This is a genomic window from Streptomyces sp. NPDC059443 (assembly GCF_042750105.1).
Taxonomy (GTDB): Bacteria; Actinomycetota; Actinomycetes; order Streptomycetales; family Streptomycetaceae; genus Streptomyces.
Genome location: NZ_JBHYVM010000017.1, coordinates 82,026 through 107,797 on the forward strand (window position 1 = coordinate 82,026; position 25,772 = coordinate 107,797).

Annotated in this window: 24 protein-coding genes; 12 read left to right on the plus strand and 12 right to left on the minus strand. The window is 70.7% G+C overall.

Features of this window, described 5'->3' with window-relative positions; all coding sequences use genetic code 11:
• Positions 1–85 precede the first annotated feature (85 nt).
• The 5 genes from ACFXDJ_RS18500 to ACFXDJ_RS18520 form a co-directional block, all read right to left on the minus strand.
• Positions 86–1,204, minus strand: coding sequence for a DUF475 domain-containing protein (locus ACFXDJ_RS18500; protein ID WP_384657164.1), 1,119 nt, complete (start codon positions 1,202–1,204; stop codon positions 86–88).
• A gap of 25 nt (positions 1,205–1,229) precedes the next feature.
• Positions 1,230–1,805 (minus strand): TerD family protein, encoded by a 576-nt coding sequence (locus ACFXDJ_RS18505; protein ID WP_384657140.1) that lies wholly within the window; start codon positions 1,803–1,805, stop codon positions 1,230–1,232.
• Between the two features lie 157 nt (positions 1,806–1,962).
• Positions 1,963–2,538 carry a TerD family protein gene (locus ACFXDJ_RS18510; protein ID WP_384657138.1) on the minus strand — a complete coding sequence of 192 codons (576 nt, stop codon included), beginning with the start codon at positions 2,536–2,538 and terminating at the stop codon, positions 1,963–1,965.
• 126 nt (positions 2,539–2,664) lie between these two features.
• Positions 2,665–3,123: a peroxiredoxin gene (locus ACFXDJ_RS18515; RefSeq protein ID WP_384657161.1), complete on the minus strand. Its 459-nt coding sequence runs from the start codon at positions 3,121–3,123 to the stop codon at positions 2,665–2,667.
• 166 nt (positions 3,124–3,289) lie between these two features.
• Positions 3,290–3,715, minus strand: coding sequence for a DUF3052 domain-containing protein (locus tag ACFXDJ_RS18520; RefSeq protein ID WP_384657136.1), 426 nt, complete (start codon positions 3,713–3,715; stop codon positions 3,290–3,292).
• 436 nt (positions 3,716–4,151) lie between these two features.
• On the opposite strand from ACFXDJ_RS18520, the gene aceE reads away from it, so the two are divergent.
• On the plus strand, positions 4,152–6,884 hold the full coding sequence (gene aceE / locus ACFXDJ_RS18525) for a pyruvate dehydrogenase (acetyl-transferring), homodimeric type (protein WP_384657133.1): 2,733 nt from the start codon (positions 4,152–4,154) through the stop codon (positions 6,882–6,884).
• A 78-nt stretch (positions 6,885–6,962) separates the two neighbouring features.
• The gene (locus ACFXDJ_RS18530) at positions 6,963–7,784 is read left to right on the plus strand and encodes a potassium channel family protein (RefSeq protein ID WP_384849637.1); all 822 of its coding nucleotides are present in this window, start codon (positions 6,963–6,965) and stop codon (positions 7,782–7,784) included.
• On the opposite strand, the gene ACFXDJ_RS18535 is transcribed toward ACFXDJ_RS18530, so the two are convergent.
• A complete protein-coding gene (locus ACFXDJ_RS18535; RefSeq protein ID WP_384849640.1) occupies positions 7,765–8,196 on the minus strand; it encodes a peptidase inhibitor family I36 protein in 432 nt (143 codons plus the stop codon). The genes ACFXDJ_RS18530 and ACFXDJ_RS18535 overlap by 20 nt on opposite strands.
• 293 nt (positions 8,197–8,489) lie before the next feature.
• Positions 8,490–9,980, minus strand: a complete 1,491-nt coding sequence (locus tag ACFXDJ_RS18540; RefSeq protein ID WP_384662644.1) for a DHA2 family efflux MFS transporter permease subunit — start codon at positions 9,978–9,980, stop codon at positions 8,490–8,492.
• A gap of 294 nt (positions 9,981–10,274) precedes the next feature.
• Between ACFXDJ_RS18540 and ACFXDJ_RS18545 the strand changes: the two genes are divergently transcribed.
• The 3 genes from ACFXDJ_RS18545 (at position 10,275) to ACFXDJ_RS18555 (ending at position 13,272) form a co-directional block, all read left to right on the plus strand.
• The gene (locus ACFXDJ_RS18545; protein WP_384662637.1) at positions 10,275–10,937 is read left to right on the plus strand and encodes a TetR/AcrR family transcriptional regulator; all 663 of its coding nucleotides are present in this window, start codon (positions 10,275–10,277) and stop codon (positions 10,935–10,937) included.
• Positions 10,938–11,218: 281 nt separating this feature from the next.
• Positions 11,219–12,358 carry an alpha/beta hydrolase gene (locus ACFXDJ_RS18550; protein ID WP_384662641.1) on the plus strand — a complete coding sequence of 380 codons (1,140 nt, stop codon included), beginning with the start codon at positions 11,219–11,221 and terminating at the stop codon, positions 12,356–12,358.
• 74 nt (positions 12,359–12,432) lie between these two features.
• Positions 12,433–13,272 carry a DUF4429 domain-containing protein gene (locus ACFXDJ_RS18555; protein ID WP_384662634.1) on the plus strand — a complete coding sequence of 280 codons (840 nt, stop codon included), beginning with the start codon at positions 12,433–12,435 and terminating at the stop codon, positions 13,270–13,272.
• A gap of 67 nt (positions 13,273–13,339) precedes the next feature.
• Here the strand turns inward: ACFXDJ_RS18555 and ACFXDJ_RS18560 are convergent, their stop codons facing one another.
• Complete coding sequence (locus tag ACFXDJ_RS18560; RefSeq protein WP_384651854.1) at positions 13,340–14,359, minus strand: aldo/keto reductase; 1,020 nt, start codon at positions 14,357–14,359, stop codon at positions 13,340–13,342.
• Positions 14,356–14,775: a MerR family transcriptional regulator gene (locus ACFXDJ_RS18565; RefSeq protein WP_384651856.1), complete on the minus strand. Its 420-nt coding sequence runs from the start codon at positions 14,773–14,775 to the stop codon at positions 14,356–14,358. Before ACFXDJ_RS18565 ends, ACFXDJ_RS18560 begins: the two co-directional genes overlap by 4 nt.
• Before the next feature lie 61 nt (positions 14,776–14,836).
• On the opposite strand from ACFXDJ_RS18565, the gene ACFXDJ_RS18570 reads away from it, so the two are divergent.
• Positions 14,837–15,655: a serine hydrolase domain-containing protein gene (locus tag ACFXDJ_RS18570; protein ID WP_384651918.1), complete on the plus strand. Its 819-nt coding sequence runs from the start codon at positions 14,837–14,839 to the stop codon at positions 15,653–15,655.
• Here ACFXDJ_RS18570 and ACFXDJ_RS18575 read toward each other — a convergent pair.
• Positions 15,652–16,332: a pirin family protein gene (locus ACFXDJ_RS18575; protein WP_384849643.1), complete on the minus strand. Its 681-nt coding sequence runs from the start codon at positions 16,330–16,332 to the stop codon at positions 15,652–15,654. The genes ACFXDJ_RS18570 and ACFXDJ_RS18575 overlap by 4 nt on opposite strands.
• A 105-nt stretch (positions 16,333–16,437) precedes the next feature.
• On the opposite strand from ACFXDJ_RS18575, the gene ACFXDJ_RS18580 reads away from it, so the two are divergent.
• The 5 genes from ACFXDJ_RS18580 to fabF all read left to right on the plus strand — a co-directional run bounded on the left by ACFXDJ_RS18580 (position 16,438) and on the right by fabF (position 21,341).
• Entirely contained in the window at positions 16,438–17,655 is a 1,218-nt protein-coding gene (locus ACFXDJ_RS18580) for a PucR family transcriptional regulator (protein ID WP_384651860.1), read from the plus strand.
• Between the two features lie 89 nt (positions 17,656–17,744).
• Positions 17,745–18,662 (plus strand): ACP S-malonyltransferase, encoded by a 918-nt coding sequence (locus ACFXDJ_RS18585; RefSeq protein WP_384651862.1) that lies wholly within the window; start codon positions 17,745–17,747, stop codon positions 18,660–18,662.
• Between the two features lie 19 nt (positions 18,663–18,681).
• The gene (locus ACFXDJ_RS18590) at positions 18,682–19,686 is read left to right on the plus strand and encodes a ketoacyl-ACP synthase III (RefSeq protein ID WP_384651864.1); all 1,005 of its coding nucleotides are present in this window, start codon (positions 18,682–18,684) and stop codon (positions 19,684–19,686) included.
• Positions 19,687–19,747: 61 nt separating this feature from the next.
• Complete coding sequence (locus tag ACFXDJ_RS18595; RefSeq protein WP_384651866.1) at positions 19,748–19,996, plus strand: acyl carrier protein; 249 nt, start codon at positions 19,748–19,750, stop codon at positions 19,994–19,996.
• A 79-nt stretch (positions 19,997–20,075) separates the two neighbouring features.
• Positions 20,076–21,341: a beta-ketoacyl-ACP synthase II gene (fabF, locus tag ACFXDJ_RS18600; protein ID WP_384651868.1), complete on the plus strand. Its 1,266-nt coding sequence runs from the start codon at positions 20,076–20,078 to the stop codon at positions 21,339–21,341.
• A gap of 81 nt (positions 21,342–21,422) precedes the next feature.
• On the opposite strand, the gene ACFXDJ_RS18605 is transcribed toward fabF, so the two are convergent.
• Positions 21,423–21,917 carry a DUF3145 domain-containing protein gene (locus tag ACFXDJ_RS18605; protein WP_267754836.1) on the minus strand — a complete coding sequence of 165 codons (495 nt, stop codon included), beginning with the start codon at positions 21,915–21,917 and terminating at the stop codon, positions 21,423–21,425.
• 251 nt (positions 21,918–22,168) lie between these two features.
• Between ACFXDJ_RS18605 and ACFXDJ_RS18610 the strand changes: the two genes are divergently transcribed.
• On the plus strand, positions 22,169–23,074 hold the full coding sequence (locus ACFXDJ_RS18610; RefSeq protein WP_384651871.1) for a GDSL-type esterase/lipase family protein: 906 nt from the start codon (positions 22,169–22,171) through the stop codon (positions 23,072–23,074).
• Between the two features lie 94 nt (positions 23,075–23,168).
• Here the strand turns inward: ACFXDJ_RS18610 and ACFXDJ_RS18615 are convergent, their stop codons facing one another.
• Entirely contained in the window at positions 23,169–25,652 is a 2,484-nt protein-coding gene (locus tag ACFXDJ_RS18615; protein WP_384651873.1) for a beta-glucosidase, read from the minus strand.
• Positions 25,653–25,772: the final 120 nt, after the last annotated feature.

The following is a 25,772-nucleotide window of genomic DNA, read 5'->3' on the forward strand; positions in this document are numbered from 1 at the left end:
TCCCCTCCGTGGGGGGGGGGGGGGGGGGGGGGGCGGCCCCGGCCGCCCCCGCCCCGCACTTGAGCGTTCCGCATTAACGCCGCGGTCATGCCTCGGCGGGGGAACCCTCCAGCTCCAGGCGCTTGTTGCGGCGCACCGAGGACCAGAAGGACCACGCGATCAGCACGACGCCGACGAGGCCGGTGATGACCTCGTGGATCTCGTACTGGATGGTGACGAGAAGGATGACGGCGAGCGCGCCGATGGCGTAGTGCGCGCCGTGCTCCAGGTAGACGTAGTCGTCGAGGGTGCCCTGGCGGACCAGGTAGACCGTGAGCGACCGGACGTACATGGCACCGACGCCGAGGCCCAGGGCCATCAGCACGATGTCGTTGGTGATGGCGAAGGCGCCGATGACCCCGTCGAAGGAGAAGGAGGCGTCGAGGACTTCGAGGTAGAGGAACATGAAGAAGGCGGCCTTGCCGGCCATGGCGACGGCCGAGACCGGGGACCTGCCGCTCTTCTTGGCCTCTTCCTCCGCCTCGTGCTCGGCCTCTTCCTCTTCTTCGAGCTTGTTCTCGAAGTAGCCGGAGAGACCGCCGACGATCATGTACGTGATCAGGCCGAGGACGCCGGAGATCAGGACGGTCTGCGCCTTGTCCACGTGGACGCCGCCGTGCTGGTGGGCCTGGGTGGCGAAGGTCATCGAGGCGACGACCAGGACGATCAGCGCGATGCACGCGGACAGCATGTCGATCTTGCCGAGCTTGGCGAGCGGACGCTCCAGCCAGGCGAGCCACTTGATGTCACGGTCCTCGAAGATGAAGTCGAGGAAGATCATCAGCAGGAACATGCCACCGAAGGCGGCGATGGACGGGTGGGCGTCCGTGACCAGTTGCCGGTACTGCTCCTTTTCGGTCATCGCCAGCTTGACGGCTTCGATGGGACCGATCTTGGCGCTGATCGCGACGATGGCGACGGGGAAGACCAGCCGCATGCCGAAGACCGCGATGAGCACGCCGACCGTGAGGAAGATCTTCTGCCAGAAGGCATTCATCTTCTTCAGGATTCCGGCGTTGACCACCGCATTGTCGAAGGACAGCGAGATCTCGAGGATGGTGAGGATCGCGACGATCCCGAACCCTTCCCAGCCCCCGTAGAGCACCGCTGCGACCAGTCCGAGCGCAGTGACTGCGAACGACCAGCCGAAGGTTTTCAGAACCACTGGCATCCCATCGTCTTGTACGGCTTTACGAAACGTTGACCCCGAAGTCTAGAGCGATGCCCCGGAGCCCGGACGCGTACCCCTGCCCCACCGCCCGGAACTTCCATTCGCCGCCGTACCTGTACACCTCGCCGAAGATCATCGCGGTCTCGCTGGAGGCGTCTTCGGTGAGGTCGTAGCGGGCCAGTTCCTGGCCGTCCAACTCGTTCACCACGCGGATGTACGCATTGCTGACCTGGCCGAAGCTCTGCCGACGGACCTCCGCCTCGTGGATCGAGACCGGAAAGACGATCTTGTCCACCGCGGCCGGCACCTTGGTGAGGTCGATGATGATCGACTCGTCGTCACCTTCACCCTCGCCGGTGAGGTTGTCCCCCGTGTGTTCGACGGAGCCCTCGGGGCTCTTCAGGTTGTTGTAGAAGACGAAGTACTCGTCCCCGAGCACCCGGCCGTTGCCGCACAGCAGCGCGCTGGCGTCGAGGTCGAAGTCGGCGCCCGTGGTCGAGCGTGCGTCCCATCCGAGGCCGATCAGAACCCGGGTGAGGTTCGGTGCGGCCTTGGAGAGGGAGACATTGCCCCCCTTGGCGAGTGTGACGCCCATGTTGTGGTCCTCCCCGGACAACGGTGTGGCAGTGCGGCGGTACGACGGTGTGGCGGTACGACTGTACGTAAAGCCGGTCCGGCGCCGTACACACAGTGCACGGCGCCGGACGGGTGAGCTTCTGCCCTGACGAATCAGGCCCAGATCAGGATCAGACTCAGACGTTGACGCCGAAGTCCTGCGCGATGCCGCGCAGGCCCGAGGCGTAACCCTGGCCGATGGCACGGAACTTCCACTCCGCGCCGTTGCGGTAGAGCTCGCCGAAGACCATGGCGGTCTCGGTCGAGGCGTCCTCCGACAGGTCGTAGCGGGCGAGCTCGCTGTTGTCGGCCTGGTTCACGACGCGGATGTACGCGTTGCGGACCTGGCCGAAGCTCTGCTGACGGCTCTCGGCCTCGTAGATCGAGACCGGGAAGACGATCTTGGCCACATCGGCCGGAACGCCGGCGAGGTTGACCTTGATGGCCTCGTCGTCGCCTTCGCCCTCGCCGGTGGTGTTGTCGCCGGTGTGCTCGACCGAGCCGTCGGGGCTCTTCAGGTTGTTGAAGAACACGAAGTTCGCGTCGCTGGCGACCTTGCCCTGGTCGTTGGTCAGGATCGCGCTGGCGTCGAGGTCGAAGTCGACACCGGTGGTGGTGCGAGCATCCCAGCCCAGACCGACGATGACCGCCGTCAGGTTCGGCGCGGCCTTGGACAGCGAGACGTTGCCGCCCTTGCTGAGGCTGACTCCCACGGGTCCTCCATAAGGTTTTTGTGTGGGGCGGAGCCCCGTCGTGCGATTCACAGGATCAACGTTTCGATCCTAGTGACGGGTTCCCGCCTGTACGGGCTTATTCGTGGCGAACCTGCCCACGAGCCCTCAGAGGCTGTCGAGGGCCTTGATGTACTCGTTCAGGTCGCGTGCGTCGGGCAGGCCGTTGACGACACTCCACCGCACCACGCCGTCCTTGTCGATGACGAAGGTGCCGCGGACCGCGCAGCCCTTGTCCTCGTCGAAGACCCCGTAGGCGCGGGAGGTCTCCCCGTGCGGCCAGAAGTCCGACAGCAGCGGGTACTCCAGCCCCTCCTGCTCGCCGAAGACCCGCAGGGTCGGCACGGAGTCGTTGGAGACCGCGAGGAGCTGCACGCCGTCGTTCTGGAACCGCGGCAGCTGGTCGCGCAGCTCGCACAGCTCCCCGGTGCAGACGCCGGTGAAGGCGAACGGGTAGAAGAGCAGCACGACGGCCTTCTCCCCCCGGAAGTCGGAGAGCCGCACGGTGGCACCGTGGTTGTCCTTGAGTTCGAAGTCCGGGGCCTTGCTGCCGACCTCGATCGCCATCTGTCGCATCCCTTCGTTCCTGCATGCCTGCGTTGAGCCGTTCGGGTGATGTCCCGAGGGCCAGCCTATGCCGCGGACCCACCGCGCCGCCGAACGCACACACCCCGCCGACCGGGACGATTCCGGTCGGCGGGGTGCATGTGTCCGCTTGGCTGCGGGGCGCGGTTCAGCGCTTGGTCTTGGCCGTCTTCGGGGTCGTCAGGCGGGTGGAGGTCCACTCCTTGCCGACGGGGAGTCCCTTGGCCAGAGAGAGGCCGGCGGTCTCGGCGGCCTCGCTGATGTCGCTGGCCTCGACGAAACCGTCCTTGCCGGTCTTGGGAGTCACCAGCAGGATCAGTGCGCCGTCCTCGACCAGCTCGGTCGCGTCGACCAGGGCGTCCGTCAGGTCGCCGTCGTCCTCCCGGAACCACAGCAGCACCGCGTCCGCGACATCGTCGTAGTCCTCATCGACGACCTCGTTGACGTGATCCTCTACGGCATCACGGAATTCCTGATCGACATCGTCGTCGTAGCCGATCTCCTGGACCACCTGTTCGGACTGGAAACCCAGCCTGGCGGCCAGGTTCTCCGCGTGGTCCGCGGTCGCGCTCACGGGGTGCCTCCTGCTCATGTTCGGTGAATGTTCTTCGGCAGCGCGCGTACGCGCAGCATTGGGCGTAGTCCACACGGGCGCGGCGGATCGCGCAAGTACCCGGCCGCCGAGACCGTCGAAACGGTGACGATTACGGCCGTCTCGCCGCAACTTTCAGCGCCTCGGTATGTACCTCTGGTGATTCATCCCACACCATTCCACCTCATTCGGCACCGCCTCGGGACTTTCCTACCTGTTTGAGGGACGAACGGCCTTGCGAAGGCGTTGATCTACGTGGGCGTAAGGTTGCAGTTTGGCCGGTCTCGTCACCACAGCCCCCGCAATCCCACTGAGTCCAGGGATTACCGAGTGGTAAAGATGACGATTTCCGCCGAGCGTAAGACCATGGGAGGCGGCGAACCCCAAGGCACGACTCCCCCGACAGCGAAGGAACAGCGTGGCTTCCGCATCCGATCGCAATCCGATCATCATTGGTGGCCTGCCGAGCCAGGTCCCGGACTTCGATCCGGAAGAGACGCAGGAGTGGCTCGACTCCCTGGACGCCGCCGTCGACGAGCGGGGCCGCGAGCGCGCCCGCTACCTGATGCTGCGGCTGATCGAGCGGGCCCGCGAGAAGCGCGTGGCCGTGCCCGAGATGCGCTCCACGGACTACGTCAACACGATCGCCACCAAGGACGAGCCCTTCTTCCCCGGCAACGAGGAGATCGAGCGCAAGGTCCTCAACGCCACCCGCTGGAACGCGGCCGTCATGGTCTCGCGCGCCCAGCGTCCGGGCATCGGGGTCGGCGGCCACATCGCCACCTTCGCTTCCTCCGCCTCCCTCTACGACGTGGGCTTCAACCACTTCTTCCGCGGCAAGGACGAGGGCGACGGCGGCGACCAGATCTTCTTCCAGGGCCACGCCTCCCCCGGTATCTACGCCCGCGCCTACCTCCTGGACCGGCTCTCCGAGCAGCAGCTCGACGCGTTCCGCCAGGAGAAGTCGAAGGCCCCGTACGGCCTCTCCAGCTACCCGCACCCGCGTCTGATGCCGGACTTCTGGGAGTTCCCGACCGTCTCGATGGGCCTCGGTCCGCTCGGTGCGATCTACCAGGCCCGGATGAACCGGTACATGCAGGCCCGCGGCATCGCGGACACCTCCAAGTCACACGTCTGGGCGTATCTCGGCGACGGCGAGATGGACGAGCCGGAGTCGCTCGGCCAGCTGTCCATCGCCGCCCGCGAGAACCTGGACAACCTGACCTTCGTCGTCAACTGCAACCTCCAGCGCCTCGACGGCCCGGTCCGCGGCAACGGCAAGATCATGCAGGAGCTGGAGTCGCAGTTCCGCGGCGCCGGCTGGAACGTCATCAAGCTGATCTGGGACCGCTCCTGGGACCCGCTGCTGGCGCAGGACCGCGACGGCATCCTGGTCAACAAGATGAACACCACCCCGGACGGGCAGTTCCAGACGTACGCGACCGAATCCGGTGCGTACATCCGTGAGCACTTCTTCGGCGGCGACCACCGGCTGCGCGCGATGGTCGAGAACATGACCGACACGCAGATCCAGCACCTGGGCCGCGGCGGTCACGACCACAAGAAGGTCTACGCGGCGTACGCGGCGGCCAAGGCCCACAAGGGCCAGCCGACGGTGATCCTGGCGCAGACGGTCAAGGGCTGGACCCTGGGCCCGAACTTCGAGGGCCGCAACGCGACCCACCAGATGAAGAAGCTGACGGCCGACGACCTCAAGCGCTTCCGCGACCGGCTGCACATCCCGATCACGGACGCCCAGCTGGAGGACGGCGCGCCGCCGTACTACCACCCGGGCCGCAACTCCCCCGAGATCCAGTACATGCACGACCGTCGCAGCGCGCTCGGCGGTTACGTGCCCACCCGCGTGGTGCGCGCGAAGCCGCTGCAGCTGCCGGACGAGAAGACGTACGCGGCCGCCAAGAAGGGCTCGGGACAGCAGTCGATCGCCACCACCATGGCCTTCGTCCGCATCCTGAAGGACCTCATGCGGGACAAGGAGATCGGCAAGCGCTTCGTGCTGATCGCGCCCGACGAGTACCGCACCTTCGGCATGGACGCGTTCTTCCCGAGCGCCAAGATCTACAACCCGCTGGGCCAGCAGTACGAGGCGGTCGACCGCGACCTGCTACTCGCGTACAAGGAGTCCCCGACCGGCCAGATGCTGCACGACGGCATCTCGGAGGCGGGCTGCACGGCCTCGCTGATCGCCGCCGGTTCGGCGTACGCGACGCACGGCGAGCCGCTGATCCCGGTCTACGTCTTCTACTCGATGTTCGGTTTCCAGCGCACGGGTGACCAGTTCTGGCAGATGGCCGACCAGCTGGCGCGCGGTTTCGTCCTCGGCGCGACCGCCGGCCGGACCACCCTCACGGGTGAGGGTCTCCAGCACGCCGATGGTCACTCCCAGCTGCTGGCGTCGACCAACCCGGGCTGTGTGGCGTACGACCCGGCGTACGGGTACGAGATCGCGCACATCGTCAAGGACGGTCTGCGCCGGATGTACGGGCCCGACGCCGAGGACGTCTTCTACTACCTGACGGTCTACAACGAGCCGATCCAGCATCCGGCCGAGCCGGCGGACGTGGACGCCGAGGGCATCCTCAAGGGCATCCACCGGGTCTCCGCGGGCACCACGGGCGCGGTCGGGGCGCAGATCATGGCGTCCGGCGTGGCCGTGCCGTGGGCGCTGGAGGCGCAGCGGATCCTGGCCGCCGAGTGGAACGTCAAGGCGGACGTCTGGTCGGCGACCTCCTGGAACGAGCTGCGTCGCGAGGCCGTCGCGGTGGAGGAGCACAACCTGCTCCACCCGGAGGAGGAGCAGCGCGTCCCGTACGTGACCCGCAAGCTGTCGGGCTCCGAGGGCCCGTTCGTGGCGGTCTCCGACTGGATGCGGGCGGTTCCGGACCAGATCTCGCGCTGGGTCCCGGGCTCGTACACCTCGCTGGGCGCGGACGGCTTCGGCTTCGCCGACACGCGCGGTGCGGCCCGCCGCTTCTTCCACATCGACGCGCAGTCGGTGGTCCTCTCGGTGCTGACCGAGCTGGCCAAGGAGGGCAAGATCGACCGCTCGGCGCTGAAGCAGGCCATCGACCGGTACCAGCTGCTGGACGTCACGGCGGCGCACCCGGGCGCGGCGGGCGGCGACGCGTAGCCGTCGCTCCGTCACTCTTGCGTGGGGGCGCTGGGACATCTGTCCCAGCGCCCCTTACTCGTTCTTTACTATGCCCGCATGAAGGAACCCTCCCGCCAGTCGCGGTGGGAGCGCCGGACGCAGACGCCTCTGCTGGTGCTCGCCCTCGGATTCGCCGTCGCCTACGCCGTGCCGATCGTCGCGCCCGACGCGGATCCGGGCGTGCACCGGGCCTGCACGCACGCCGAGTGGGTGGTGTGGGCGGCCTTCGCCGTCGACTACCTGATGCGGCTGGGCCTGTCGGGGGCGAAGAAGGCGTTCGTACGGACGCACTGGATGGACCTGGCGGCGGTGCTGCTGCCGATGATCCAGCCGCTACGGCTGCTGCGGGTGGTCGCCACCCTGATGCTGGTGGGCCGGCGGGCCCGGATGGCCCCGCAGATCCGGCTGACCACGTACGTGGCGGGCGCGGTGGTCGGGCTGCTGATGTTCGGCTCGCTGGCCGTGCTGAGCGTGGAGCGGGACGCACCCAACGGCAACATCAAGAACCTCGGGGACGCCCTGTGGTGGTCGGTGACGACGATGACCACGGTCGGGTACGGGGACCACTCCCCCACCACCGGGCTCGGCCGGCTGCTGGCGGTGGGGCTGATGCTGTCCGGGATCGCGCTGCTGGGTGTGGTGACCGCCAACATCGCGGCCTGGTTCATCTCCCGCTTCGAACGCGACGACCTGGTGGAACGGGCCCAGACGGCGGCGATCGCCGAACTGGCGGGCGAGGTACGGGCGCTGCGCGCGGAGGTCGCCCGGCTCACCGGGTCGGTACCCGCCGAGCCCGAGGTGGCCGGGCACGCCCCGGACGCGGAGGTCCACGCCCAGGGCGGCCCGGGTGCCGGGGCCGTCAGTGCTCCCACACCTTGAACGCCCGCACCTGGTAGGGCGACTGGGGCAGCCACACCCCGTCGCCCGGATAGGTCTGGAACTCTCCCGTCTCGGCGCACTCGGCCGACTGGTAGGTGGTCACCGGGCGCCCGGTCCGGTTGGAGAGCGACTGGGCGGTGGTCCCGGCGGGCAGCGCGGTACAGCTGTTGATGTCGAGGGTGCTGAGCTCGTGGGTCTTGCGGGCCCCCTTGAACTCCGGCTTCGCCCACAGGCACAACTGCCCGGTGGCGCAGAGCCCCAGGGGCGGCGGCCCCGAGGCGTGGCCGGTCCCCTTCGCGCCTTCCGCCCCGGCCGCGTGTCCCGCGGCGTGGGCGGAGCCGGCGGTGCCCGGGATCAGCAGGGTGGCGGCGAGGACGGCGGCCGCGACGAAAGTCGTGTTCCACGTACGCATGACGGGTCAACTCCTGGTGGACGTACGGGCCCCGGACCGTTTCCGGAGCTCCGTCGACACCACGCTGACCTGCGCGGACGGTCGGGCGGAAGAGGCAGCGGGCGGGTCCACCCTGATAGGCGACGGCCCCGCCGGAACCGCCCGGCGGGGCCGAAGTACGTACGGAGTTGACGCCTCCGCGGCCTCGTCCGATCGGCGGCGGACGGGGCCACGGAGGCGCCGGGGCGCCGCCCGGACAGCAGCGGGCAGCTCGGGCGGCGCCGGTCTGTGGGCCGAAACGGCCAAGAGACGGCCTAGATGTGCCCCGCGCCCGCCCCCGCGGCGGCGGCGTTCGCACCGCGCTTGGTGAAGCAGGCCACGATCGCGGCGAGTACCGCGACCATGGCGGCGACGGTGAAGGCGGTGCTCATCCCTGACACGAACGTGTCGTGCGCGACGCCCGTGATGGCCTGCGCGACCTGGTCGGGAACCCCCGGCGGAACCGGGGCGATGCCGACCTGGATCCCCTTCGCCGCGAGGTCCGCCTGCTCCGGGGTGAGCGGCGGCAGCCCGGCCCCGGCCCAGTTGTCCCCGAAGACGCTGTCGACCTTGCTCGCCATGACCGCGCCGAGCACGGCCGTGCCGAGGCTGCCGCCGACCTGCATCGCGGCCTGCTGGAGCCCGCCGGCCACGCCGGACAGCTCCAGCGGGGCGTTGCCGACGATGACCTCGGTGGCGCCGACCATGACGGGCGCCAGCCCGAAGCCCATCAGGGCGAACCAGAGCGACATGGTCGCGGTGCCGGTCTGCGGGGTCAGCTGGGCCATCCCGAAGCAGGCGGTGGCGGTGGCGACCATGCCCGCGACGAGCGGGATGCGCGGGCCGACCTTGGTGATGGCGATGCCGGCCAGCGGCGATCCGATGATCATCATGCCGGTGAGCGGCAGCAGGTGCAGGCCGCTGTCGACGGGGCTCATGCCGTGGATGTTCTGGAGGTAGAAGGTCACGAAGAACAGCCCGCCCATGAAGGCGAAGGCCATCAGGACCATGAGGACGGTGCCAGCGGACAGCGGCAGCGAGCGGAACATCCCGAGGGGGATCAGCGGCTCGGCGACCCGGTTCTCCCAGAGGGCGAAGGCCACGAAGCACAGGCCGGACAGCCCGAGGAAGAGCAGGGTCCTGGTGTCGCCCCAGCCCCATTCGGAGGCCTTGATCAGCGCCCAGATCAGGGAGAACATCGCGGCCGACAGCAGGATGATGCCGGGGATGTCGAAGGAGCGCGGGGCGTTCTCGGCGCGGTGGTCGACCAGGATGAACAGGCCGAAGGCGAGCGCGATGATGCCGACGGGCACGTTGATGAAGAAGACCGACTGCCAGCTCACGTTCTCCACGAGCAGGCCGCCGACGATGGGACCGGCGGCGGTCGAGACGCCGATGACCATGCCCCAGATGCCGATGGCCATGTTGAGCTTCTCGGCGGGGAAGGTCGCGCGCAGCAGGCCGAGCGCGGCGGGCATCAGCAGTGCGCCGAAGACGCCCTGCGCGACGCGGAAGCCGATGACGAGCTCGACGCCGGTGGCGAAGCCGATGACCGCCGAGGAGGCGGCGAAGCCGGCGATGCCGATGAGGAAGGTCTGGCGGTGGCCGAATCGGTCACCGAGCTTGCCCGCGGTGATCAGCGAGACCGCGAGGGCGAGGAGGTAGCCGTTGGTGATCCACTGGACATCGGCCAGCGAGGCGCCGAGGTCCTTCTGGATCGCGGGGTTGGCGACGGCGACGATCGTGCCGTCGAGGGTGACCATCATGACGCCGATCGCGACGGCGAAGAGGGTCAGCCAGGGATGTCCGCGCAGTCCGGTACGGGCCTGCGCGGACCCTGGCCCCTTGGCGGGCGCCTGATCGTCCTGGTCGTCCCGGTCGTCGACGGTGATCTGACTAGTCATGCGAACAGGTTAGTGACAGCTACTGACACTTCGCAGGCGGCTCGGTCGGACAGTCACTGTCAGGTCCGTCACAGATACTCTGACCGCCCAGGCGAAGACCGCCCACCCAAAGACCGCCCAGTCAAAGTCCGCGTCAGAAAGGACCCGCCCGCCGTGATGACCGATCAGCGGCCCGCGCCGTCCGCGCCGGCGGCCGGCCTGCGCGAGCGCAAGAAACGGCGCACCCGCGACGCGCTGCTGCGCGCCTCGCTGCTCCTGTTCGTCGCCCAGGGGTACGAAGAGACCACCGTCGACGAGATCACCGACGCCGTGGACGTCTCCCAGCGCACCTTCTTCCGGTACTTCGCCAACAAGGAGGAGGTCGCCTTCGCGGTCCAGGACCTGGTCGAATCCCACTTCGTCGCCGCGCTGCGCTCCCGCCCGCCCGCCGAGGGGCCCCTGGAGGCGATGCGCGCGGCCGTGCTCGACGCCTGGGACACCGTGGACGAGGCCATCTCCGAGGTGGTCCCGGTCGACCTGTACATGCGCAGCTACCGGCTCATCGAGTCCACTCCGGCCCTGCTCGCCGTGCACCTGCGCCGCTCCACCGAGCTGGAGGAGCGGATCGCCCTGCTGATCGCCGAGCGCGAGGGCCTGGACGTGGACGCCGATCCGCGGCCGCGGGTGGCCGTCGCCGCGTTCACGGGCGTGATGCGGGTCACCGGCCGGCTCTGGGGACAGGGCGAGGACACCAGCGTCGCCACGATCCGGCGGATGACCGAGGCCTACCTCGACCAGATCGGCCCGGCCCTGGCCGCCGACTGGAGCCACCCCGCCTGACCTGCTCTTCCCGCCCGCTGCGGGAGTAGCCGGGGCCGCTGCCGCGCCTGCCGCACGCCCCGGCGCACGCGGCCGTGCACGCGGCCCCGTACGAGATCACCCGTTCTCGGCCGATTCGCACGGTCGGCGGTGACTCCGGTCACCCCGTGTGCCACCGCCCTCGGCGGTCTCCTAGTCTGGGCGCAGTGAACCTGCCCGGCCCCGCCCACCCCCACGCCGTCGACCACGTCGCGCACCCGGCCGTCCTGCGCACCCTGCTCGCGCTGACGGTGGTCTTCCTGATGCTCGCGACCACCGGCTGGACCGCGGTGCACCGGCCCGAGGACGGGATCTCCCCGCGCCAGGCCGCGCTCGCCTCCTGGGCCCGGGCCCGCTTCGAAGGCCGGGCGCTGCCCTCCGCGGATGCCCCCGCCCCGATGGTGGCCCACTTCTTCGCCGGCCTGGACGGCGCCCAGCGCACCCGGCTGGCCGAGGCCTACCCGCTCGTCGTCGGAAACCTCGACGGAGCCCCGTCCGACACCCGCTACGAGGCCAACCGGATCGCCCTGCGGCAGGCCGCCCGGGAGGAGGAGGCCGACGGACGCGACGTCACGCTGGCCCCCGCCGACCGCACCAACGCCTCCCGGCGCTCCCACCGCTTCGAATCCCTCGCCGAGCCGGGCCGGCAGATCCTCACCTTCGACCCCACCGGCGGCGGCCTCGTCGCCGAGGTCTTCGGCGATCTCGACGCGGCCCGCCGGATCTCCGTGGTCGTCCCCGGTGTCGATACGGACGCGTTGACCTTCGAGCGCACCCAGCGCCGCCTCACCGCCCCCGCTGGCATGGCCCAGTCCCTGTACGAGGCCGAGCGCGCGGCCGCGCCCGACAGCCGGACGGCGGTCATCGCCTGGGCCGGTTACACCGCGCCGACCGGGGTCGGCATGGACGCGGCGACCGGCCGGATGGCCGCGGACGGCGCCGTGAAGCTGCGCGCGCTGGCCTCCTCGCTGCCGGGGAAGGCGAGCGTGGCGCTGTTCTGCCACAGCTACGGCTCGGTGGTCTGCGGGGTCGCCGCGCACGAACTGCCCCGCCGGGTCACGGACATCGCGGTGGCGGGCAGCCCCGGAATGCGCGCGGAGAACGTCACGGACCTCGGGACCTCGGCGCGGGTCTGGTCGATGCGCGACTCCGGCGACTGGATCGCGGACGTACCGCACCTGGAGCTCGGCGGCGTGGGCCACGGCGCGGATCCGGTCTCCCCGGGCTTCGGCGCACGGGTGCTGTCCGCGGCCGGGGCCAAGAGCCACACCGGCTACTTCGAGCCAGGCACCGCGTCTTTGGACAACTTCGCCAAAATCGGAACCGGTGCGTTCGGTTCCATGGTGTGCGCCACCGGCGGCGACGCGTGCCGACAGGGAATTTCCGGCACGAACGGCTCCTGACACGCGTAGACGCCCCGAAAACGGGCTTCGCAGCGGGGGGACGAGCGGGGGTCGGTCCCTTTACGATGTGCCGCATGGGTGACGTACTGGCCGGAAACCATGCCGTCTGGGAGTTCGACCGCACCACGGACTCGATACTCATCCGCTTCGCACGGGGGATGCGAACTCCCAGGCTCTGGCATGCCCTCGGGGAACGCCGGATCCCCCTCGAAGCGTTGTCGGGGGTGAGTCTGAGCGTGGGGCGGCGGGACACCGTGGTGCTGCGCGCCTTGGCGAGGGCGGGCGCGGATCCGCTGATGGAAGCCGCGGCGGGGCAGCTGAGAGAAGCCTCCGATCCGTACCGGCTGGTGCTGCCCGGCGCCGGAGCCGACCGGGCGGCGGCCTTCGCGGCGGCCCTGCGCGAGCGGCTGGGACCGCCCGGACCGGCCGACCGCTTCCTGGTCCCGGCCCCGCAGCCACCGGCCGTCCTGAAGGCCTATGACGCCAGGGTCGCCTTCGACGGCGCCGCCGTGTCCTTCCACTGGTCCCGCACCGGGGCCACCAGCACCAAATGGAAGGCGGGCGACCAGCGGTATCCGCTGGCCGCCCTGACGGGTGTCGAGTGGCACTCCCCGGAGCGGGCGGGGGGCCACCTGCGCCTGCTCGCCCGGGACCTCGCGGGCGACCCCCGACCCGACCACGACCTGTCCTCGGCCGTCTTCGGCGTGGGCTACGGGGCCGTGCACGAGTCCCTGCCGTTCGCGGCGGCGGTACTCGCCGCCCTGCGCGGCCGCTCCCCGGTCGCCTCGGTGGCCTCGGTCCCCCGGGCCCGCTCCGGCGACCGGCTCCAGCACCTGGGCGAACTGCACAGTGCGGGGCTCCTGACGGACGCGGAGTACGCCGCCCTCCGCGACCGCTTCACGGCCGGCGCCTGAGCGGAGCCGGCCGGGGCGGGGCCGCCGCCCGCCCGGCCCCGCCCCGGCCCGCCCGCCCTGCCCCGGCCTACGCCTCGCGCGCGGCCGAGGTCGAGGACATGTCCGGGTAGCGGTCCCCCGAGACCCGCGCCGCGATCGGCTCCAGCAGCGCCAGCTCCGCGTCCGTCAGCGTGATCCGGGTCGCCCCGGTGTTCTCCGCGAGGCGGGCCGCCTTGCGGGTGCCCGGGATCGGGACCACCGTCAGCCCGTGCACCCGTGCCTGCTGGTGCACCCAGGCCAGGGCGATCTGCCCCGGCGTGGCCTCGTGCGCCGCCGCGATCTCCCGTACCGGCGCCAGCAGCGCCGCGTTCGCCTTCGCGTTGTCCCCGGTGAAACGGGGCTGGTACTTCCGGAAGTCACTGGCCGACAGGTCCGCCGCCGCGTCCGCGAACGCACCGGTCAGGAAGCCGCGCCCGAGCGGGGAGTACGGCACGAAGGCCACGCCCAGCTCCGCCGCCGCGCCCACCGCGCTGCGCTCCACGTCCCGGCTGAACAACGACCACTCCGACTGGAGCGCCGCGATCGGGTGCACCGCGTGCGCCTCGCGCAGCTCGGCGCCCGTCACCTCGCTGAGCCCGAGGTGGCGCACCTTGCCCTCCCGCACCAACTCCGCCATCGCACCCACCGATTCGGCGAACGGCACGGCCGGGTCGCGCCGGTGCATGTAGTAGAGGTCGATCACATCGGTGCCGAGCCGCCGCAGGCTGTCCTCCACCGCCCGGCGGATGTACGCCCGGTCGTTGCGGATCCCCCGGTACACCGGGTCATCGGTGCGCTCTATGGCGAACTTCGTGGCGAGGGTGATCTCTTCGCGGTGCGCGCCCACGAACGGGGCGAGGAACTCCTCGTTCGCACCCCGCCCGTAGATGTCGGCGGTGTCGAAGAGGGTGACCCCGGCGTCCAGCGCCGCATCCAGGGTCAGCAGGGCGGCCGCCTCGTCCGTGTCCCCGTAGAACTCGCTCATGCCCATGCAGCCGAGGCCCTGGATGCCCACCAGGGGGCCTCCCTTGCCCAGTTCGACCTTCTCGATCTTCTGGAACTCGCTCATGTCCGGTCCGCCTTAACTGTGTTCACCGCAGCCGTGTTCACTGAAGCTGTGTCCATCGAATACATGTCGATCTTGAAGTCCAATACCGCGAGCGCGTCCGTCAGTTCGGCGATCCGCGCCCGCACCTCGCAGCGCGTGCGCTCCAGCAGTTCGCGCCGCTGGTCCATGGTGTGCGCGCCCTCGCGGACGAGTTCGGCGTAGCGGACCATGTCCGCCACCGACATTCCGGTGGTGCGCAGCTTGCCCACGAAGGCCAGCCAGTCGAGGTCCTTGTCGCTGAAGCGCCGCTGGCCCGAGTGGGAGCGGTCCACGTGCGGCATGAGGCCGATCCGTTCGTACCAGCGCAGTGTGTGCTGGGTCAGACCGGTCCGGGCCTCGACCTCGCTGATCGTGTACCGCGTCTGCGTCAGGCTCATGACCACCACGCTAAAACCTTGGAGTGCACTCCAAGCAAGTACCCTCGGCCGCATGGAGAGCTTGCAGAGTCTGCGCATCATCGAGAACTGGCCGGTTCCGACCGCCGCCGCGGCCGTCGTCCGCGCCGACGGCACCGTACTCGGCGCCCACGGCCCGGTGGACCACCGCTTCACGCTGGCCTCCGTGACCAAGCCCCTCGCCGCCTACGCCGCCCTCGTCGCCTACGAGGAAGGCGCGATCGAGCTGGACGAGCCCGCCGGACCCGAGGGCTCCACCGTCCGCCACCTGCTCGCGCACACCAGCGGCCTGGCCTTCGACGAGCACCGCGCGATGGCCCCGCCCGGAACGCGCCGGCTGTACTCGAACGCGGGCTTCGAGGTCCTCGGCGACCACATCGCGAAGGCCACCGGGATCCCCTTCGCCGAGTACCTGGACCAGGCCGTCTTCGAGCCGCTGGGCATGGGGTCGAGCAGCCTGGAGGGCTCCCCCGCCAAGGACGGCGTCTCCACCGTCACCGACCTGCTGCGCTTCGCCGCCGAGCTCCAGCAGCCGCGGCTGCTGGACGTGCGCACGGTCGCCGAGGCCACCTCCGTGGTCCACCCCGGCCTCAAGGGCGTCCTGCCCGGCTACGGCCACCAGTCCCCCAACGACTGGGGCCTCGGCCTGGAGATCCGCGACGGGAAGTCCCCGCACTGGACGGGCGCCGGATCCTCACCGCGCACCTTCGGCCATTTCGGGCAGGCCGGAACCTTCCTGTGGGTGGACCCGGACGCCCGCGTCGCGTGCGTGGCGCTGGCGGACCGCGCGTTCGGCCCGTGGGCCGTGGAGGCCTGGCCCCCGTTCACCGACGCGGTACTCGCCGAGCTCAAGGGCCTCTAGGGAAGTTCGCAGATCAGCAGCTCTCCCGGGGATCCGGCGACCAGCTCCAGCTCCGGCTCGCCGGTGATCCGCGCCGCGTCCCCGGGGCCGAGCTCGACGCCGTCGGCGGAGTCCTCGCGCCCTTCGCCGTCCAGCCGCAGGTCTCCCCGTACGACGTGCAGGTACACGTGCCCCGCCGCCGGTACCGCGACCCGCTCGCCCGCGCCCGGACGCCGTACGTGCAGCACGGCCCCGGCCGCGGGCACGGCGTAGGGCGTGCTGTCGGCGATGCCCCTGACCAGCACGTACGAGGGCTCGCCGGCCGGTTCCAGGGGAGCCAGCCACAGCTGTACGAAGCGCAGCGGCTGCGGGCCGTCGTTGCGCTCCACGTGCCGGGCGCCGGATCCGGCGGCGAGGTGCTGTACGTCGCCGGGCCGGACCAGGGTGGTGGCGCCGGTGCTGTCGCGGTGGGTGAGCTCGCCCTCCACCACCCAGGTCACGATCTCGGTGTTGCCGTGGTGGTGCTCGTCGAAGCCGGCGCCGGGGGCGAGGGTCTCCTCGTTGCACGCCAGGACCGGGCCGAAGCGCAGGTTGTCGGGGTCGTAGTGGTGCCCGAAGGAGAAGGCGTGCCGGGTGGTGATCCCTGCGGCCGCATCTCCGCCCTCGTACCGGTCGGCGCCTCGGCGTACTTCAATCATGGTGGCCACCGTAGCCCCCGGCCGGGGCCGTGCCCCGGGTACGTCCGCGCGGGCCGGGGTGAGACCCGACTCCGCGCAGCCGTCCCGATAGGGCAGTCTTGTCACGTGCCCCAACCCGAACGCGAGCATTCACCAGCGACCCATCCCGCGCATCCGGCCCCCGCGCATCCGCACGCCGCGACGCTGCGCCGGCTGGAGAAGTCCTCCGGGCGGCTCGCCGCGAACGCCATCGCGCGCATGGACGAGACCCTCTCGTGGTACCGCGCGATGCCCCCGGAGAACCGGTCCTGGATCGGACTGGTGGCCCAGGCCGGCATCGCGGCGTTCACCGAGTGGTTCCGGCACCCCGAGACCCCGCAGGCGATCTCCACCGACGTGTTCGGGACGGCTCCGCGCGAGCTGACCCGGGCGATCACGCTGCGCCAGACCGTCGAGATGGTGCGGACCACGATCGAGGTCATGGAGACCGCGATCGACGAGGTCGCCGCGCCCGGCGACGAGTCGATCCTGCGCGAGGCGCTGCTGGTGTACGCCCGGGAGATCGCCTTCGCGACCGCCCAGGTGTACGCCCAGGCCGCCGAGGCGCGCGGGGCCTGGGACGCCCGGCTGGAGTCGCTGGTGGTCAACGCGGTGCTCTCCGGTGAGGCCGACGAGGGCGCGCTGTCGCGGGCCGCGGCGCTCGGCTGGAATTCGCCGGAGCACGTGTGCGTGGTGCTGGGCACCGCTCCCGAGGGCGACAGCGAGCTGACGGTCGAGGCGATCCGGCGCGCGGCCCGCCATCACAAGCTCCAGGTCCTCACCGGTGTGCTCGGGGACCGGCTCGTGGTCATCGCGGGTGGCAGCGACAATCCGATGCAGGTGGCCAAATCGCTGATCGGGCCGTTCGCCGCGGGTGCGGTGGTGGCCGGTCCGGTGGTCCCGGACCTGCTGAACGCCACGAAGTCGGCGCAGGCCGCGGCGGCCGGACTCAAGGCGTGCACGGCGTGGCAGGACGCTCCCAGGCCGGTGCTGGCGGATGATCTGCTGCCTGAGCGCGCGATCGCCTCGGACCCTTCGGCGCGCGAGCAGCTGGTGGAGGAGATCTACAGACCGCTCGAAGAGGCGGGCTCGGCCCTGCTGGAGACGCTGAGTGTGTACCTGGAGCAGGCGAGCAGCCTCGAAGGGGCAGCTCGGATGCTGTTCGTGCACCCCAACACCGTGCGCTACCGGCTCCGACGTGTGACGGACGTCACCGGATGGTCGCCCTCCGATGTCCGTTCTGCGTTCACTCTGCGGATCGCCCTGATCCTCGGGCGTCTGGCCGACGGAGATCCTCAGTCCTAGACTTTTGTCGGACATCAACAATTACCCCGAAGGTTCTTCGTCCCTGTCCCCACGGGCGGCGTGGACCGAACACAAGAGAGAGTGTGAGGGTGCTCGTACTCGTCGCTCCCGGCCAAGGCGCACAGACGCCCGGCTTCCTGACTCCCTGGCTCGACCTCCCCGGTGCCGCTGACCGCGTCGCCGCATGGTCGGACGCCATCGGGCTCGACCTTGCCCACTACGGCACGAAGGCCGACGCGGACGAGATCCGCGACACGGCCGTGGCACAGCCCCTGCTGGTGGCTGCCGGCCTGCTCTCCGCCGACGCCCTCGGCGCCGCTACGGCGTTCGGCGCCGTCGCGGGTCACAGCGTCGGCGAGATCACCGCGGCCGTCCGGGCCGGCGTGCTCTCCGACATCGAGGCACTGTCCTTCGTACGCACCCGCGGGCTCGGCATGGCCGAGGCGGCGGCGATCACCGCGACGGGCATGTCGGCGGTCCTCGGCGGGGACCCCGACGTCGTGGTCGCGCACCTGGAGAAGCTGGGTCTGACCCCGGCGAACATCAACGGCGCGGGCCAGATCGTCGCGGCCGGCACGATGGAGCAGCTCGCGGCGCTGGAGGCCGAGAAGCCCGAGGGCTCCATGAAGGTCGTCGCCCTCAAGGTCGCGGGCGCCTTCCACACGCGCCACATGGCCCCGGCGGTCGTCGCCCTGGAGAAGGCCGCGGCGGCCCTCTCCCCGGCGGACCCGAAGACGGCCTACGTATCGAACAAGGACGGTCAGGTCGTGACCACGGGCGCCGATGTCGTCGCCCGGCTGGTGGGCCAGGTGGCCAACCCGGTCCGCTGGGACCTGTGCATGGAGACGTTCGCCGCACTGGGCGTCACGGGGATCGTCGAGCTGTCCCCCGGTGGCACCCTGACGGGTCTGGCCAAGCGCGCGCTGAAGGGCGTACCGAGCGTGGCCCTGAAGACCCCGGACGATCTCGAAAAGGCCGCGGCGCTTGTCGCCGAGCACGCGGCCTGAGAGAAGGAGCCCACACAGCATGTCGAAGATCAAGCCTGCCAAGGGCTCCCCGTACGCCCGCATCCTCGGAGTCGGCGGCTACCGCCCGGTCCGTGTGGTGCCCAACGAGGTCATCCTCGAGACCATCGACTCGTCCGACGAGTGGATCCGCTCCCGTTCCGGTATCGCGACGCGGCACTGGGCCTCGCCCCAGGAGACCGTCGCCGCGATGTCGGTGGAGGCCTCCGGCAAGGCGCTGGCCGCCGCCGGGATCGCCCCGGAGAAGATCGGCGCCGTGATCGTCTCGACGGTGTCGCACTTCAAGCAGACCCCGGCGATCGCGACCGAGATCGCGCACCGCATCGGCGCGGGCAAGCCCGCCGCCTTCGACATCTCCGCCGGCTGCGCCGGGTTCGGCTACGGTTTGACCCTGGCCAAGGGCCTGGTGGTGGAAGGTTCCGCGGAGTACGTCCTCGTCATCGGCGTGGAGCGGCTCTCGGACCTCACCGACCTGGAGGACCGCGCGACGGCCTTCCTGTTCGGCGACGGCGCGGGCGCCGTGGTCGTCGGCCCCTCGGACGAGCCGGCCATCGGCCCCACCGTGTGGGGCTCGGAGGGCGACAAGTCCGAGACCATCAAGCAGACCGTGCCGTGGGACGAGTACCGCAACACGGACAGCGCCGAGAAGTTCCCGGCCATCACGCAGGAGGGTCAGGCGGTCTTCCGCTGGGCCGTCTTCGAGATGGCCAAGGTGGCCCAGCAGGCGCTCGACGCAGCCGGGATCACCGCGGACGACCTGGACGTCTTCATTCCGCACCAGGCAAACATGCGGATCATCGACTCGATGGTGAAGACTCTGAAGCTGCCGGAGCACGTCACGGTCGCCCGTGACGTCGAAACCACCGGCAACACCTCGGCCGCCTCGATCCCGCTCGCAATGGAGCGGCTCCTGGCGACCGGAGCGGCGAAGAGCGGCGACACCGCGCTCGTCATCGGCTTCGGGGCGGGACTCGTCTACGCCGCGACGGTCGTTACCCTCCCCTAGGGCCCGGGATTCACATCCCTGACCCTGATCCAACCCCAGTTAGCTAAAGAAGGAGCGCCACATGGCTGCCACCCAGGAAGAGATCGTCGAGGGTCTCGCCGAGATCGTCAACGAGATTGCCGGCATCCCCGTCGAGGACGTCCAGATCGAGAAGTCCTTCACCGACGACCTGGACGTCGACTCGCTGTCCATGGTCGAGGTCGTCGTCGCCGCCGAAGAGCGCTTCGACGTCAAGATCCCGGACGAGGACGTCAAGGGTCTCAAGACGGTCGGCGACGCCGCGGACTACATCGCGAAGCACCAGGCCTAAGAACGACGAGCGTTTGTCGCCACCTGGCGGTGGCGCCGTGACAATTCAGCACCCCCTGAGACGTGGAGAAAGAATTCCTGTGAGCCCGACCAATCGCACCGTGGTCGTCACCGGTATCGGCGCAACCACTCCGCTGGGTGGCGACAGCGCTTCGACCTGGGAAGGTCTGCTTGCCGGCCGTTCCGGCGTAAAGCCCCTTGAGGGCGAGCGCTTTGCCGAACTCCCGGTTCGTATCGCCGCACTGGCCGCCGTGGACCCGAACGACGTCCTTCCCCGGCCGCTGGCCCGCAAGCTGGACCGCTCGGCCCAGTTCGCGATCATCGCGGCCCGCGAGGCGTGGGCCGACGCCGGCTACACCGCCCCGGCGGGCGAGGACGCGTCGATCGCGCCCGAGCGCCTGGGCACCGTCATCGCCTCCGGCATCGGCGGCGTGACCACCCTGCTCGACCAGTACGACGTACTGAAGGAAAAGGGTGTGCGACGGGTTTCCCCGCACACCGTCCCCATGCTCATGCCCAACGGCCCGTCGGCCAACGTCGGCCTGGAGGTCAACGCCCGCGCGGGTGTGCACACTCCGGTCAGCGCCTGCGCGTCGGGCGCCGAGGCCATCGGCTACGCCGTCGAGATGATCCGCACCGGCCGCGCCGACGTGGTCGTCGCGGGCGGCACCGAGGCGGCGATCCACCCGCTGCCGATCGCCGCGTTCGCCAACATGATGGCGATGTCCAAGAACAACGAGAACCCGACCACGGCCTCCCGCCCGTACGACAAGGCCCGCGACGGCTTCGTCCTCGGCGAGGGCGCCGGCGTCGTGGTCCTGGAGTCCGCCGAGCACGCCGCCGCGCGCGGCGCCCGGGTCTACTGCGAGGTGCTGGGCCAGGGCCTGTCCGCGGACAGCCACCACATCGCGCAGCCCGAGCCGACCGGCCGCGGTGTCTCGGCCGCCCTGCAGAACCTGCTCGACAACACGGGCCTGGACCCGGCCGAGCTGGTCCACGTGAACGCGCACGCCACGTCCACCCCGCAGGGTGACACGGCCGAGCTGAAGGCCCTGCGCAAGGTGCTGGGCGACGACCTCGACCACATCGCGATCTCGGCCACGAAGTCGATGACCGGTCACCTGCTGGGTGGCGCCGGTGGCATCGAGACCGTCGCGACGGTGCTGGCGCTGTACCACCGCCTCGCCCCGCCGACGATCAACCTCGACGACATGGACGACGACATCGACGCGGACATCGTGCGCGACGAGCCCCGCAAGCTCCCGGCCGAGGGCCCGATCTCCGCGATCAACAACTCGTTCGGCTTCGGCGGCCACAACGTCTCGCTGGCGTTCCGCACGGTCTGATCCGGCCACGTACGAAGGCCCGCCCGGGAATCCCCGGGCGGGCCTTCGCGCGTCCTGCGTCCTGCGTCCGACGTCCCGCGGTCAGACGACCTGGTGGAGCCACCGCACCGGGGCGCCCTCGCCCGCGTAGCGGAAGGGTTCGAGCTCGTCGTCCCAGGGTTTGCCGAGCAGCTTGGCGATCTCCGCCTCCAGGTCGGTCTCGCCGTGGGCGGACCGGGCGAGGGCGGCGCGCAGCCGGTCCTCGGGGATCAGGATGTCGCCGTGCATGCCGGTGACGGCGTGGAAGATGCCCAGCTGCGGGGTGGAGCTGTAGCGCTCTCCCTCGGCGGTCGGGCAGGGTTCCGCGGTCACTTCGAAGCGGAGCAGGTGCCAGCCGCGCAGGGCTGAGGCGAGCTTCGAGGCCGTGCCCGCCTCGGCCTGCCAGGAGAACTCGGCTCTCCAGGTGCCCGGGGAGGCGGGCTGACGGATCCAGTCGAGGTTCACCCGCACCCCGAGCACGCCCGCGACGGCCCATTCCACGTGCGGACAGAGCGCACGCGGTGCGGAATGCACGTACAGGACTCCACGTGTCGTCACCGGGACCTCCAGTGTGGGACGAGGTCGGGAATAAACTCCAGAAAACGGACAGTATGTGACGTGATGTAATGTAACGGAAATTATTTGACATTGCGTTGCGGGACTTGCGGCCGAAACGCCACGGGAAAAAGCTACCGTGCGCCGGGGGTCATGGTGTGACGTACGGTCGCTCCAAGCCCCGTAAACCCAGAGCATTCACTCAGCAGGACGCCCCCCGTAAGGACGCGGGGCGACGAGGAGGGACCTCTCGCATGCGCACCACCGCCCCACGCCGCCGCGCGCGTCGGACGCTTCCGGGTGCGGGCGCGGCGGTTGCCCTGCTGATCGCCGCTACGGGGACGCTGGCCGGGTGTTCGTCCGATGGGGCGAAGCCCGGGGGTGACCGGGGGGCGCAGTCCGCGCCGCGCTGGAACACCGCTCCGGCCTCGGTGGCCGCCGTGGGCGACTCCATCACCCGTGGTTTCGACGCCTGTTCGGTGCTGGCCGACTGCCCGGAGGCCTCCTGGGCCACGGGCGACGACCCGGAGGTCCACTCGCTGGCCGCCCGGCTGCTCGGGGAGGCCGAGGCTCCGTCGCGCAGCTGGAACTACGCGGTGACCGGCTCCCGGATGGCGGACCTGCCGGGGCAGCTGGCCTCGGCGGCGGCGCACCGGCCCGGCCTGGTCACGGTCATGGTCGGCTCGAACGACGCCTGCCGCCCCTCGGCTTCGTCGATGACTTCGGTGGCGGCCTTCCGCTCCGGTTTCGAAAAGGCCCTCGCCGGTCTGCGGGCCGCCTCACCCGCCTCGCAGGTGTACGTGTCCAGCGTGCCGGACCTGCAGCGGCTGTGGGAGCAGGGCAAGGACGACCCGATGGTGCGCCAGGTCTGGAAGCTCGGCATCTGCCAGTCGATGCTCGCCGAGCCGGCCTCGACGGCCGCCGCGGCGACGGCCCGGCGCGAGCAGGTGCGGGCGCGCGTGGTCGAGTACAACGAGGCGCTGCGCGAGGTCTGCGCGAAGGACGAGCTGTGCCGCTACGACGGCGGCGCGGTGTTCCAGTACCCCTTCGTGGCGGAGCAGTTGAGCCGCTGGGACTGGTTCCACCCGGGCAAGAACGGTCAGGCGCGGCTCGCGGAACTGGCGCACCGACAGGTGACGTCTCCGCAGCCTCCGCGTTGACTTTCCCTCACCGCGCGCCGGACGTGCGGGACCGGGGGCGGGTGTCAGGGCCCGCCCCCGGTCCGGTTCATGGGCGCCGTCCGCGGCGCCTTCCCTAGATGTCCAGGGACGCCGTCAGGCGGGTGTCGCCGTGCGAGTGGCTCGCGCAGACCTCGTAGCCGCCGCCGATCCGCTGCCAGGCGCGGGCTTCCTCGTCCCAGATCTCGAACGCGCGCGCGGGCAGGGCGATCTCGGTCTCGACGCTCTCGCCGGGTCCGGCGCTCACGCTCGCGAAGCCGGCCAGCCAGCTCGCCGGGCGCTCCACCCCGTCCGAGACGGGGGCCAGGTAGATCTGGACGGTCTCGCGGCCCGGCCGGGTGCCGGTGTTGGTGAGGCGGACACGCGCGGCCGTGGGGGTGACCTCCATGGACTCGTAGGCCCAGTCCGTGTAGCCGAGGCCGTGGCCGAAGGGGAAGGCCGGGGCGATCCCGTGCTTCTCGTAGGCCCGGTAGCCGATGAAGAGCCCCTCGCGGTATTCGAGGCTCCCCTCCGTCGGGGTGACCTCGGTGACCGGCGCGTCGGCGAACTCCGCGGGCCAGGTGGTGGGCAGCCGCCCGCCCGGCTCGGCCTCGCCCAGGAGTACGTCGGCCAGCGCGGCCCCGCCCTCCTGCCCGGGGAACCAGGTCAGGAGCACGGCGGCGACCTCCTCGCGCCAGGGGAGTTCCACCGGGGAGCCCGCGTTGACGACGACCACGGTGTTCGGGTTGACGGCGGCCACCGCCCGGACCAGGTCGTCCTGCCGGCCCGGGAGGGAGAGGTCCTTGCGGTCGAAGCCCTCGGACTCCACCCGCTCGGTGGTGGCGACCACCACGACGGCGGTGTCGGCGGCGCGGGCCGCCTCCACGGCCTCGGCGATGAGCTCGTCGGCGGAGCGCTGCGGGCCGAGGTGGAGGAAGGAGAACATGATCGCCTTGAGCGGCAGCGCGGTCATGTCGGGGACCTGGTAGGTCAGCGAGACCTCGACGGCCTCGCCCTCGGCGAGGGTGATCCGGGCCCGCTCGCTGGGGGCGCCGAAGAAGGCCTCGAAGGGGTCGGCCTCGTCGCCCATGGCCTGGACGCCGTCCCAGACGGTCTCCCCGCCGACGGCGAGGGCGAAGGCGCCCAGTCCGCGGGTGCCGAAGGCGTGCTCGCCGCTTTCGCGCGGCACGAACCGCCCGGTGACCTCGATGCTCGCCATCGTCGCGTACGTGGCGCCCGCGGGCAGGTCGTCGCCGATCCACTGGACCTGGCCGGTCGGCAGGGAGCCCTCGCCGAGGACGGCGCCGGAGGCGTCGCGGCAGACCGCGCGGAGCTCGAAGCCCTTGTCGGCGGGGGTCAGCTCGTCGCTGGGGTCGGCGCCGACGGTGAAGGTGAGCGCGCCTTCGGCGAGGGCGGCGGTGAGGCCGTCCAGCGGGGAGACGATCCGCTCGGGGAAGACGGTGGCGGAGCCGCCGCCGAGGACGCGGGCATCGCGGGCGGCGGCCCCGATGAGGGCGACGGTGCGGCCGGCGGCGGTGTCGAGCGGCAACGCCTTCCTCTCACCGGACGCGTCACCGGACACGGCCTCGGACACGGCCTCGTTGCGGACGAGGACGAAGCCGCGGGCGGCGATCTCGCGGGCCAGGGCCTGCCCGTCGATGGCGGCCGGGACCTCGCCGACGACGGCGGGGGCGCCTTCCAGGATGCCCACGCGGGCGGCGAGGCGCAGGACGTTGCGGACGGCCTCGTCGACCGCGGACTCGGGGACCTCCCCGGCGCGGACGGCGTCGGCGAGCGGGGCCCCGTAGACGGTGGCGGGGCCGGGCATGGCCACGTCGAGGCCGCCGAGGATGTCGCCGGTGGTGGAGCGGGCGGCCATCCAGTCGGAGACGTTGTACCCGTCGAAGCCCCACTCGGCGCGCAGGACCTCGTTGACCAGGTGCGTGTGCTCGGTCATCGTCACGCCGTTGACCCGGTTGTAGGCCGTCATGATGCCCCACGGGTGGGCGTTGGCCACGATGGCCTCGAACGGCGCCAGGTACAGCTCGCGCAGCGGGCGCGGGGCGATGACGCTGTCGACGGTGAACCGCTCGGTCTCGGCGTCGTTGCCGACGAAGTGCTTGACGGTGGTGCCGACGCCGCCGTCCTGGACCCCGTTGACGTAGCCGCTGCCGATCTCGCCGGTGAGGTACGGGTCCTCGGAGTAGCACTCGAAGTGCCGGCCGCCGAGCGGCGAGCGGTGCAGGTTGACGGTGGGCGCGAGCAGGACGTGGACGCCCTTGCGGCGGGCTTCCTGGGCGAGGAGGCGACCGGCGCGGCGGGCGAGCGCGGGGTCCCAGGCGGCGGCGAGCGCGGTCGGGGAGGGCAGGGCGATGGACGGGTCGTCGGCGGTCCAGCGCACTCCGCGGACCCCGATGGGGCCGTCGGACATGACCAGGGACTTCAGCCCGATCTCGGGGACGGCGGGCAGGGACCACATGTCCTGGCCGGCCAGGAGACGGGCCTTGGTGTCGAGATCCAGCTTGCCCAGTGCCGCCTCTACGGCGTCGTTGCGAACCTGATCGGCGTCGGTCACGGCCATGCCTCCTCGTTGAGCGCGGGTGCTGGCTCCATGGTGGACCGGATACCTGTAGACCGGTAGGGTTTGTTATATATCCGTGACATCACGATGCCGTACGGTCCTGCTGGCAGGCAGAAACGG